The 11,364-nt window shown below is 69.5% G+C and carries 9 protein-coding genes; 1 reads left to right on the forward strand and 8 read right to left on the reverse strand.

Features of this window, described 5'->3' with window-relative positions:
• The first annotated feature begins 38 nt into the window (after positions 1-38).
• The gene (locus ACW62_RS07125; protein WP_053203381.1) at positions 39-1,328 is read left to right on the forward strand and encodes a sigma-54-dependent transcriptional regulator family protein; all 1,290 of its coding nucleotides are present in this window, start codon (positions 39-41) and stop codon (positions 1,326-1,328) included.
• A gap of 270 nt (positions 1,329-1,598) precedes the next feature.
• Here ACW62_RS07125 and ACW62_RS07130 read toward each other — a convergent pair whose 3' ends face one another.
• From ACW62_RS07130 to ACW62_RS07165, 8 genes are all read right to left on the reverse strand, one after another.
• Positions 1,599-2,630 (reverse strand): ABC transporter ATP-binding protein, encoded by a 1,032-nt coding sequence (locus ACW62_RS07130; protein WP_053203382.1) that lies wholly within the window; start codon positions 2,628-2,630, stop codon positions 1,599-1,601.
• On the reverse strand, positions 2,602-3,651 hold the full coding sequence (locus ACW62_RS07135; protein WP_053203383.1) for an ABC transporter ATP-binding protein: 1,050 nt from the start codon (positions 3,649-3,651) through the stop codon (positions 2,602-2,604). The genes ACW62_RS07130 and ACW62_RS07135 overlap by 29 nt, the downstream gene beginning before the upstream one ends.
• Before the next feature lie 26 nt (positions 3,652-3,677).
• Positions 3,678-4,604, reverse strand: coding sequence for an ABC transporter permease (locus tag ACW62_RS07140; protein ID WP_053203384.1), 927 nt, complete (start codon positions 4,602-4,604; stop codon positions 3,678-3,680).
• A complete protein-coding gene (locus tag ACW62_RS07145; RefSeq protein WP_053203385.1) occupies positions 4,597-5,523 on the reverse strand; it encodes an ABC transporter permease in 927 nt (308 codons plus the stop codon). The genes ACW62_RS07140 and ACW62_RS07145 overlap by 8 nt, the downstream gene beginning before the upstream one ends.
• A 110-nt stretch (positions 5,524-5,633) precedes the next feature.
• Positions 5,634-7,292: a peptide ABC transporter substrate-binding protein gene (locus tag ACW62_RS07150; RefSeq protein WP_053203386.1), complete on the reverse strand. Its 1,659-nt coding sequence runs from the start codon at positions 7,290-7,292 to the stop codon at positions 5,634-5,636.
• A 325-nt stretch (positions 7,293-7,617) separates the two neighbouring features.
• Positions 7,618-8,517: an ABC transporter permease gene (locus ACW62_RS07155; RefSeq protein ID WP_053203387.1), complete on the reverse strand. Its 900-nt coding sequence runs from the start codon at positions 8,515-8,517 to the stop codon at positions 7,618-7,620.
• The gene (locus ACW62_RS07160; RefSeq protein ID WP_053203388.1) at positions 8,510-9,430 is read right to left on the reverse strand and encodes an ABC transporter permease; all 921 of its coding nucleotides are present in this window, start codon (positions 9,428-9,430) and stop codon (positions 8,510-8,512) included. Before ACW62_RS07160 ends, ACW62_RS07155 begins: the two co-directional genes overlap by 8 nt.
• A 69-nt stretch (positions 9,431-9,499) precedes the next feature.
• Complete coding sequence (locus ACW62_RS07165) at positions 9,500-11,125, reverse strand: peptide ABC transporter substrate-binding protein (protein ID WP_083459380.1); 1,626 nt, start codon at positions 11,123-11,125, stop codon at positions 9,500-9,502.
• Positions 11,126-11,364: the final 239 nt, after the last annotated feature.

Below are 11,364 nucleotides of genomic sequence, written 5' to 3' on the forward strand. Positions count from 1 at the left end.
AGGCGTGTCCCGCGGACCACCTCCCCAGGAGGAGCGACGTGCCAAGCAGGGGAAAGGGAACGAGCCTCCAGCTCGCGCTCCCGAACGGTGTCGACCCGGCCAGCCGCTGGCGGCTCACGGCCCGGGCGCACGAGAGTTTCCTGCGGTCCGACCCGTCCGGTGACGACGAGGTCCGGCCGGTCGTCCTGGAGTCGTGGCGCCGCTCCGCCGCGCTGCACGTCGACCCGGACCGCCGCGACTCCCCCATGACGCTGGTCGACGACGCGCTGGAGGAGGCGCGAGCCACGCACCCGCTGCGTCACGCCATGCCGGTCTTGCGCCGGCTGCTGGTCGACGACGCCGCCGACGCGGGCGTGCTGGTCATCGTCGGCGACGCGCGCGGCCGCATCCTGTGGGCCGAGGGCGACGACGACCTGCGCCGGCGGGCCGAGCGCATGCATCTGCAGGCCGGCGCCGACTGGTGCGAGGACGCCATGGGCACCAACGCCATCGGCACGGCGCTGGCGGTCGGCGACACCGTGCAGGTCTTCGGCAGCGAGCACTTCGCCCGCACCGTCCAGCCGTGGAGCTGCACCGCCGCGCCCATCCGCGACCCACGCACCGGGCACATCATCGGTGTCCTCGACATCACCGGCGGCGCGTCGGTGGTGACGCCGCAGTCGGCGTTCCTGGTCCGGTCCGCCGTCGCGGCGGTCGAGGCCGAGCTGCGGCTGCTCGGCGGCGCGCTCGCGGCCACGCCGGGCAGCCGGCTGGAGGTGCTCGGCCGCCCGCGCGGACTGCTCGTGCACCTGGGCCAGAGCCTCGAACTGAGCCTGCGCCACACCGAACTGCTGCTCCTGCTCACCGGCCAGCCCGACGGCCTGCCCGCCAGCGAACTGGCCTGGCAGCTGTACGAGCACGACGCCGCCGAGGTCACCGTCCGCGCGGAGATGTCGCGGCTGCGCAAGGCCGTCCCCGAGTTGCTGTCGCCGGCCGGCCAGTACCGCCTGCGCACGGCGCTGCGCACCGACGCCATGGACGTCGCCGACCGCCTGACCCGCGGCGACCACCGCGGCGCCGTCGAGCTGTACCGGGGCGACCTGCTGCCGCGGTCGGCGGCGCCAGGGGTCGTGGCGCTGCGCTATCGGCTGCACGGCTGGCTGCGCAACGTGCTGCTGCAGTCGGGCGACGGCGAGGCGCTGCGGCGCTACGCGATGTCGCCGTCCGGCCGCGACGACGCGCAGATCTGGCGGGCCTGCCTGGACGGTCTCGCGCCCGACTCGCCGCAGCGCGCGGAGGCCGCCGCCGTCCTGGCCGGCCTCGACGGCGAACTCGGCCACACCGGCTGACGCGCAGGCCGGGTCGGGCTCGATGCAGAAAGGCCGAAAGAGCTCGACCGGGCGGGCTCCATGGACCCAGCCGGGCTCGTCCAGGACGCTCTCAGAGTTCGACCGGGCGGGCTCCATGGACCCAGCCGGGCTCGTCCGGGACGCTCTCGGAGTTCGACCGGGCGGGCTATGGGCGGGCTGGGTTTATGGGCGGCCCGCCCGGTCGTGAGACGAGGGTAGGCGACGACACGTTGCAGTCGCGTTGCGAGCGCGACCGCCCTGCTCAGCCGCTCAGTGCTGGATGACGACGTCCTCGCGGACGGCGGCGTAGTGGCAGGCCGACTCGTGGTCACTGCCGGGCCGCACCGTCAGTTCCGGGTCTTCCTGGGCGCATTTGTCGGTGGCCTTCCAGCAGCGGGTCCGGAACCGGCAGCCGCTGGGCGGGTTGGCCGGGCTGGGGACGTCGCCGCTGAGGATGATCTGCTGCCGCTGCCCGCGCACCGACGGGTCGGGCACCGGCACGGCGGACAGCAGCGCCTGGGTGTAGGGGTGCGTCGGCTTCTCGTAGATCTGGGCCTCGCTGCCGATCTCGACGATGCGGCCGAGGTACATGACGGCGACGCGGTCGGCGATGTGCCGGACGACGGAGAGGTCGTGCGCGATGAAGATGTAGGACAGCCCGAACTCGTCCTGCAGCTTCTCCAGCAGGTTGATGACCTGCGCCTGGACGGACACGTCCAGCGCGGACACCGGCTCGTCGCAGATGATGATCTCGGGCCGCAGCGCCAGCCCGCGGGCGATGCCGATGCGCTGGCGCTGGCCGCCGGAGAACTGGTGCGGGTAGCGGTTGATGTGCTCGGGGTTGAGCCCGACGACGTCGAGCAGCTCCTGAACCTGCTTGCGCCGCTGGCCGCGCGGCACGACCTCGGGGTGGATGTCGAACGGCTCGCCGACGATGTCGCCGACGGTCATGCGCGGGTTCAGCGACGAGTAGGGGTCCTGGAACACGATCTGGATGTTCCGGCGCAGCTCCCGCAGCGCCTTGCCCTGCAGGTCGTAGATGTTCTGGCCGTGGAAGTACGTCTTGCCGCTGCTGGGCTCCTCCAGCCGCATGAGCAGCTTGGCCAGCGTCGACTTGCCGCTGCCGGACTCGCCGACGATGCCGAGGGTCTCGCCCTTGTGCAGCTGCAGCGAGACGCCGTCGACGGCCTGCACGGCACCCACCTGGCGCTTGACCACGACGCCGGTGGTCAGCGGGAAGTGCTTGACGAGGTTGTCGACCTCGAGGACGACGTCACTGCTGGGCGGGTTCGATGTCACCATCGAGCACCTCCTGTGCGAAGTGGCACGCGCTGAAACGGCCGGGAACGACCTCGGCCAGTGCCGGCCGCTGCTCCTTGCAGATGTCCCGCGCGTAGGGGCAGCGCGGCCGGAACTCGCAGCCGGCCGGGATGTTCGTGAGGTTCGGCGGCAACCCTTTGATCGCCGAGAGCTCCTGGCCCTTGAGGTCGACCCGCGGGATCGACTCGAGCAGCCCCTTGGTGTACGGGTGCGCCGGCGACGCGTAGATGTCGTGCACTGGCGCCTGCTCCATGATGCGCCCGGAGTACATGACCTCGATCTTGTCCGCGACGTCGGCGACGACGCCGAGGTCGTGGGTGATCAGGATGAGGCCCATGTTCCGTTCGCGCTGGAGGTCGGCGAGCAACTGCATGATCTGCGCCTGGACGGTGACGTCGAGCGCCGTGGTGGGCTCGTCGGCGATGAGGACGTCGGGGTCGAGGGCGATGGCCATGGCGATCATGATGCGCTGGCGCATGCCGCCGGAGAACTGGTGCGGGTAGTCGCCGGCCCGCTCGCGGGCGGCCGGGATGTGCACCTGCTCCATCAGCTCGATGGCGCGGTTCTTCGCGTCCTTCTTCGACATGCCCTCGTGGACGCGGTACATCTCGGCGATCTGCCAGCCGACCGGGAACACCGGGTTCAGCGCGGACAGCGCGTCCTGGAAGATCATCGCGATGCTGCGGCCGCGGTAGGCGCGCCGCTCGTCGTCGGGCAGCGCCAGCAGGTCCTGGCCGCGGAAGCGCACCGAGCCGCCGGTGACGAACCCGGGCGGGGTGTCGAGGATGCCCATGATGGCCTGGGCCGTGACGCTCTTGCCGGAGCCGGACTCGCCGAGCACCGCCAGCGTCTCACCCTCGTGCAGCGTGTAGGACACGCCGTTGACGGCCTTGGCCACGCCGTCGCGGGTGCGGAACTCGACCCGGAGATCCTCGACCTCCAGCAACGGGGTCAGCCCGGCCTGGTCCGGTCGCGGCGCGATGCCGGCTTCGGTGGTCGCCACTCGTCGCCCTCCTCCTGTGATGTCGCTCAACGCAGCTTCGGATCGAGTGCGTCGCGGATGGCATCACCGAGCATGATGAAGGCCAGCACACACAGCGACAGCGCTGACGCTGGGAACAACAGCATATGCGGCGACGTGCGGACGTAGTCCTGCGCGCGGCTGATGGCCAGCCCCCACGAGACCACCGGCGGCTGCAGGCCGACGCCGAGGAACGACAGCGTCGCCTCGGCGGCGATGTACCCGCCGATGGCGATGGTCGCGACGACGATGACCGGGGCGATCGAGTTCGGCACGACGTGCTTGAGGATCATCCGGGCGCCGCCGGCGCCGAGCGCGCGGGCCGCCTGGACGTAGTCGGCCGAGCGCACCTGCAGCACCGACGAGCGAGTGATGCGCATGATCTGCGGCCAGCCCAGCACGGCCAGCGCCAGCACGACCTTGGAGATCGTGACCAGCTCCGGTGTCTCGGCGTTGCCCGGGAACGAGACCAGCACGATCAGCGCGCCGAGCAGCAGCGGGATGCCGAAGAAGATGTCGCCGAGCCGGGACACGAGGGTGTCCGTGGCCTTGCCGTAGAAGCCGGCCACGGTGCCGGCGACGCCGCCGAGAATCAGCACGCCGAGCGCCGTCAGCACGCCCACCATGATCGAGGCTCGAGCGCCGTAGATGGTGTGCGTGTAGACGTCGCAGCCGTTGTTGTCGTAGCCGAACCAGGCCGCGCTGCTGGGGCCCTGACGGCTCAGCGCGAGGTCGCAGTCGGTCGGCGTGAGCGACGTGAACAGGCTCGGCACGACGGCGATGGTCACGAAGAACAGGAACAGCACGGCCGAGATGATGAACGTCGGCTTGCGAACGAGATCGTGCCAGGCGTCGCGGCCGAGGGTCCGGACGGTGGTCTCCGTCGCCGCGGGCGCTTCCACCTCGAGGACGACGGGCGGTGTGGGGTCAGCCATGACTGATCCTCGGGTCGAGCCAGCCGTAGATGAGATCGACCAGCAGGTTCACCAGCAGGAAGACGAGCACCAGCACGGTCACCGCACCGGTGACCATGACGCCGTCCCTGGTCGTGATGGAGCGGAAGATGAGGTTCCCCACGCCGGGGACGTTGAAGATGCCCTCGGTGACGATGGCGCCGCCGAGCAGGGCGCCGAAGTCGGCGCCGATGAACGTGATGACCGGGATCAGCGAGTTGCGCATCGTGTGGATGCCGATGACCCGGCGTTGCGGCAGGCCCTTCGCGATGGCGGTGCGGACGTAGTCGGCGCGGCGGTTCTCCGCGAGGCTCGTCCGTGTCAGCCGGGCCACGTAGGCCAGCGAGAGTGAGGCGAGCACGAACCCCGGCAGGATCAGGTTGTACAGGCTCGCGTCACCGCCCACCGTGGCCGGGAAGATCCCCCACCGCATGCCGAGGAACAGCTGCAGCACCGAGCCGATGACGAACACCGGGATCGAGACGACCACCAGGGTCGAGACCAGCACCAGGTTGTCGATGAAGCTGCCGCGCCGCAGGCCGGCCAGGATGCCGGCGCCGATGCCGATGAGGATCTCGAAGGCGATCGCGACCAGGGCCAGCTTCACCGTGGTGGGGTAGGCCCGCAGCAGTTCCTCGCCGACCGAGAGACCCTGGAAGGTCTCGCCGAAGTCCCCTTGCAGCAGGCTGCCCAGGTACTTGACGTACGCGATGGGCAGCGGGTCGTCGAGGTTGTACTTGTCCGTCATCGCCTGGACGTAGGCGGGCGGACACGGCCGGGCACCACAGCGGCCGGCGAACGGATCGCCCGGCAGCGCCCAGACCAGGGCATAGATGATGAACGTCGTGCCGATGACCACCGGGATCATCTGGAGCAGGCGCCGCGTGACGTACCGGCCCATGGCTCAACCTTTCCGTTCGCAGGCGGTTCGCGCCAGCGTACGGGGCGTCCATCTCGACATACGACGAGATGGACGCCCCGCAACCGACCGCTGCGACCCTAGACCATCAGTTACTTCACCGTGATGGACAGCGGGTCGACGTAGCCCTTCCAGGTGAACCCCGGCTCGTTGACGTTGTCCGACCAGCCGCGCTGGCCGTTGTCGTACCAGAGCGGGACGATCGCCATGTCCTCGGCGAGGAGTTCCTCGGCCTGGTTGTACAGGTCGAGCGCCTCGTCACCCTCCAGGCCGGCGGCCTGCTGGATCAGCGCGTCGAACTCCGGGTTGTTGTACCCGCCGTCGTTGGCCGAGCCGTTCGCCGTGTACAGCGGCGCCAGGAAGTTCTGGATGGACGGGTAGTCGGCCACCCAGCCGGTCCGGAACGGGCTCATGATCTCGTTGGCGTTGACCCGGCCGCGGAACGAGCCGAAGTCGGGGTCGTAGTCGCCCTGGCAGTCGACGCCCAGCGTCTCGCGGATCGACGTGCAGGCCGCCTCGACCCACTCGCGGTGACCGCCGTCGGAGTTGCTGGCGATCATCAGCGTGCCCTCGACCCCGGCCGTCTGCGCGTACAGCTCCTGCGCCTTGGTGGCGTCGAACTCGCACCACTCGCCGCAGGTGCCCTCGACGTAGCCGTCGTTACCCGGCGGGACCCAGCCGGTGGCCGGGACGTAGTTGCCCGGGCCGTAGGCGGCCGCGATGACGGCCTCACGGTCGATCGCCAGCGAGATGGCCTTGCGCAGGTTCGGGTCGGCCCAGACCTCGGTGTTCGTCAGCGGGAACGTCATGCTGGTGAACCGGGTCGTCAGCGGCGCCGAGGCGGAGCGGCCCTCGAGGTCGGTCTTCCAGACGTCACCGGCCAGACCCACCGGCGGGATCTTGTCGAGGATGTCGAGCTGGTTGGCCACGACGTCGGCGTAGGCGGCGTCGAGGTCGGCGTAGATGCGGTACTCGATGTTCTCGACCTGCGGCTTCGGGTCGCCCTGGTAGTCGGCGAACGCCTTCAGGTTGATCGAGGTGTTCGGGACCTCCTCGACGAACTCGAACGGGCCGTTGCCGATCGGGTGCTCGATGAAGGCGGCCTGGTCGGTGAAGAAGCTCTCCGGCATCGGGTAGAACGCCGAGTAGCCGATGATCGTCTCGAACAGCGAGTTCGGCGAGCCGAGCGTCACGGTGAACGTCTTGTCGTCGACGACCACGAGGCCGCTCATCGTCTCGGCGGTGGCCGAGCCCGGGACGAACGCGCCGGTGTCGTCGGTCTGGCCGGCCACAGTGTCGAAGCCGGCGATGTTGGCGCCGTCGGGGCCGAAGAAGTACTGGTTCAGCTGCGCATTGGCGCCCACCGCGCCGAAGTTCCACGCGTCGACGTAGCTCTGCGCGGTGACCGGGGTGCCGTCGTGGAACGTCCAGCCGTCCTTGATGGTGATGGTGAACTCGGTGAAGTCCTCGTTCGGCTCGATCGACTCGGCCATGGCCAGGCCGGGCTCGGCGGTGTCGGGGTCGTAGGAGACCAGGCCGGTCCACATCGCGTCGACGATGTTGCCGCCACCGACCTCGTTGGTGGTGGTCGGGATCAGCGGGTTCTCCGGCTGCGTGCTGTTGATGGACACCGAACCGGTGGGGCCATCGCTGGAACCGGTGCCCTCGCTGCCGGAACCGCCGTCGCCGTTGTCGTCGTCGCCGCCACAGGCGGCGAGCACGAGCGTCAGGCCTAGCGCTGCCGCCGCCATGGCTCCTCTGCGAGCAGAGCCTCGCATGGAATCCTCCTCAAACGGGCCTGCGCCCGGTGGTCATCGGACGTGACCGATCGGCCTCGCCACATTTGGTGCGGATCTGCGCGCAGCCGGGTAGGGTCGCGATCCTGATCCGCGCCCTCATTTCTAAACCCGCTCATCCCTGCGGGCAAGTCTGACCGGACTACCGTCGCACAACGCAACCGGACTGTGACCATACCGGCTGATTGCTGTGATCCTGCCGCGTGAGCTGCGAATTCTTCGGCTGAATCGATCCGATCACGGCAGGTTTGCGGGGCTTTCCGGTGGTGACGATCACAGCTCAGCGCAGCCTGGGGTCGAACGCGTCGCGGACCGCGTCGCCCAGCATGATGAAGGCGAGCACCGTCACGGAGAGGAAGGCACCGGGGAAGAGCAGCATATGCGGCGACTGGCGGATGTACGAGCGCGCCTCGCTGATCGCGGTGCCCCACGAGATGACCGGCGCCTGCAGGCCGATGCCCAGGAACGACAGCGTCGCCTCCAGCACGACGAACACACCGAGGATGATCGTGGAGTACACGACGACGGGCGCCATGGCGTTGGGCAGGACGTGCCGCAGCAGGATGCGCCCGGCGCCGGCGCCGAGCCCGCGGGCGGCCTGCACGTAGTCGGACTGCTTGACCTGGATCACCGTCGAGCGCATCAGCCGGGCCACCGTCGTCCAGCCGAGGATGCCCAGCGCCAGCACCACCTTGCCGATGGTCTGCCAGGCCGGCGTGCCGACCGCCGACGGGAACGTCGCCAGCACCATGACCGCGCCCAGCAGCATCGGGACGGCGAAGAACAGGTCGGTGAGCCGCGACAGCAGCGCGTCGAGGCGCCCGCCGTGGAAGCCGGCGACCATTCCGACGACGCTGCCGACGACCGCGATGACGAGCGTCGTCAGCACGCCGACCAGGATCGATGCCCGCGCGCCGTAGATCGTCCGGGAGTACATGTCGCAGCCCTGCAGGTCGTAGCCGAACCAGGCGCTGCCGCTGGGCGCCTCGCGGGAGTGGGCGAGGTCGCAGGCCCGCGGGTCGACGTCGGTGAACAGACTGGGCACGGCCGCCATCGCGATCAGCACCAGGATGATCGCGGCCGAGGTCAGGAACAGCGGGCTGCGGCGCAGGTCGCGCCAGGCGTCGCCGGCCAGCGAGCGGGGCACGGCCGCCACGTGCGTGCCGCGCCGCCTAGACATGACGGATCCGCGGGTCGAGCACCGCGTACAACAGGTCGACCAGCAGGTTCACGAACAGGAACACGAGGACGAGGACGGTGACCGCGGCGGTCACGGTGGCGCCCTCGTGCGCGTTGATGCCGCGGAAGATCATGTTGCCGACGCCCGGGATGTTGAAGATCCCCTCGACGACGACCGCGCCGCCGAGCAGCCCGCCGAAGTCGGCGCCGACGAACGTCACGACCGGGATCAGCGAGTTGCGCAGCGTGTGCACGCCGATGACCCGCTGCCGCGTCAGGCCCTTGGCGACCGCCGTGCGGACGTAGTCGGTGCGCAGGTTCTCGACCAGGTTCGCCCGTACCAGCCGCGCGACGAACGCCAGCGACAGGCTGCCCAGCACGATCGCCGGCAGCACGAGCGAGTACAGCGTGCCGTCGGAGGTCACCGGGAACCAGCCCAGCCGCACCCCGAAGGTCACCTGCGCCAGCATCCCCAGCACGAACACCGGGATCGACACCACCACCAGCGTGCTGACCAGCACCAGGTTGTCGAGGAAGCCGCCGCGGCGGATGCCGGCCAGCACGCCGGCGGCGACGCCGATGACCAGCTCGACGAGGATGGCGAGCACCGTCAGCTTCAGCGTGATCGGGTACCGCTGCAACAGCTCGTCGGCGATGGGCACGCCGGCGAACGTCTGGCCGAAGTCGCCGGTGAAGAGGTTGCCCATGTACTGCAGGTACGCGAGCGGCAGCGGGTCGTCGAGGTTGTACTCGGCGGTCATCCGCGCCACGTAGGTGGGCGGGCACGGCCGGTCGCCGCACTTCGCCGCGAACGGGTCGCCGGGCAGCGACCAGACCAGCGCGTAGATGAGGAACGTGGTGCCGATGACCACGGGCACCATCTGGCCGAGGCGCTGGACGACGTAGCGAGTCATACCTACCTTCAGCGATCAGCAGCGCTCCGGGTGCGCGCCGGAGTCAGACTGTACGGCGCGCCCTAGGCGTCAGCCGGTGGTGGTGACGCTGAGCAGGTCGACGGTCTGGAACACGGTGAGGCGGACGTTCTCGACGTGGGTCGAGTAGCCGGCGATGTTGACCCGGTGCCACAGCGGGATGGCCGGCATGAACTCGGCGAGCAGGCTCTCGGCCTCGTGGTAGAGCGCGACGCCTTCCTCGCCGGTGGCCGCGGCGGCCTCGCCGACCAGCCGGTCGAAGTCATCGTTGCTGAAGTCGCCGTCGTTGGCGGAGGCGCCGGTGGCGAAGATCGGCACCAGGAAGTTCTCCAGCGACGGATAGTCCATCTGCCAGCCGGTGCGGAAGATGCCGCCCAGTTCCCGGTTGGTGACCAGGTCGCGGAACGTGGCGAGGTCGACGACGGGGATGCCGACGCAGGGGATCTCGAGGGTCGTCTGGATGTTGTTGCAGACGGCGTCGACCCAGGCCTTGTGGTCGGAGTCGGCGTTGTAGGTGAGCTCCAGCGGTTCCTCGATGCCCGCGGTCTCGGCGTACAGCTCCTGCGCGGCCGTGGGGTCATACGTGCAGTACACGCCGCACGCGTCGTCCTGGGCCTCGGGGACCACGGGCGACACCCAGCCGGTGGCCGGGACGCGGGCGCCGGCGAAGATGGTGTCGATGATCTCCTGCCGGTTGATCGACATCGAGATGGCCTGCCTGATCCGCGGATCCACGGCGGTCGCCGCGGCGAACGTGATGGTCTCGAAGACGCCGGTCTCGCGCCGGAGGAACCGGTCGCCGAGGTCGATCTTGTAGGTGTCGCCCGCCAACGCGGACGTCGGCAGCAGCGGCATGATGTCGAGCTGGTTGGCCTGCAGGTCGTTGTAGGCGGCGTCGTCGTTCTCGTAGATGCGGTAGACCGCGCCGTCGATGCTCGGCTTCACCTCACCGTTGTAGTCCGGGTACGCCGCGAGCCGGACGTCGATGTTCGGCTCCCAGGACTCGAACTCGAACGGCCCGGTGCCGATGGGGTGCTGGCCGTACGCCTCGGGGTCGTCGTAGAACGACTCGGGCAGCGGGGCGAACGCGGTGTAGCCCAGGCGCATCGGGAACTGCGACTCGGGCTGGCTGAGCGTGACGGTGAAGGTGAGATCGTCGACGACCTGCAGCCCGGACATCGTCTCGGCCGCCGCCGAGCCCTCGGTGTACTCGCCCGTCTCCTCGTCGAACTGCCCCTGCACGTCGGCGTAGCCCTGGATCGGCTCGAAGAAGTAGCTGTTCAGCGTGGCGTTCCCGCCGAACGCGGCCCAGTTCCAGGCGTCGACGAAGCTCTGCGCGATGACCGGCGAGCCGTCGTGGAACGTCCAGCCGTCCTGCAGCGTGATGGTCCAGGTCTTGCTGTCCTCGCTGGTGATGTCGGCCGCGATCTCGTTCTCGGGCTGCCCGGTCTCGGCGTCGTAGCGGACGAGGTAGGAGAAGACCTGGTCCAGGATGTCGCCGCTGCAGACCTCGTTGCTGTTGGCCGGGACGAAGGCGGCCTGCGGATTGCAGCCGCGAACGGTGACGGTATTGGCGCTCTCGCCGGCCTCGTCGTCGCCGTCGCCGCCACAGGCGCCCAGCACGAGCGCGACCGCGACGGTTCCCAGCACCATCGACCTGCGTGGCGAGACTGGCATCGGATTCCTCCTGGATTGCGCCCGAGGCGAGGCTGCGGGGTCCCGTCGCCAGCGCCACTACGGCCGTTTTGGCCGATTTGGGCACATTAGTGCCCGTCACTTTCTATGTGCCGTCCTCGTCCCAGGGCAAGTCCTGTGGATATCCGCGTTCACACTCGCAACGCGAATGTGACCTCCCCCCGGACGAGCGACATCATCGCTCACCAGTGCCGACGGCGCACGTCCGGGGGAGGTGACAG

Source organism: Jiangella muralis (genome assembly GCF_001270745.1).
Taxonomy (GTDB): Bacteria; Actinomycetota; Actinomycetes; order Jiangellales; family Jiangellaceae; genus Jiangella; species Jiangella muralis.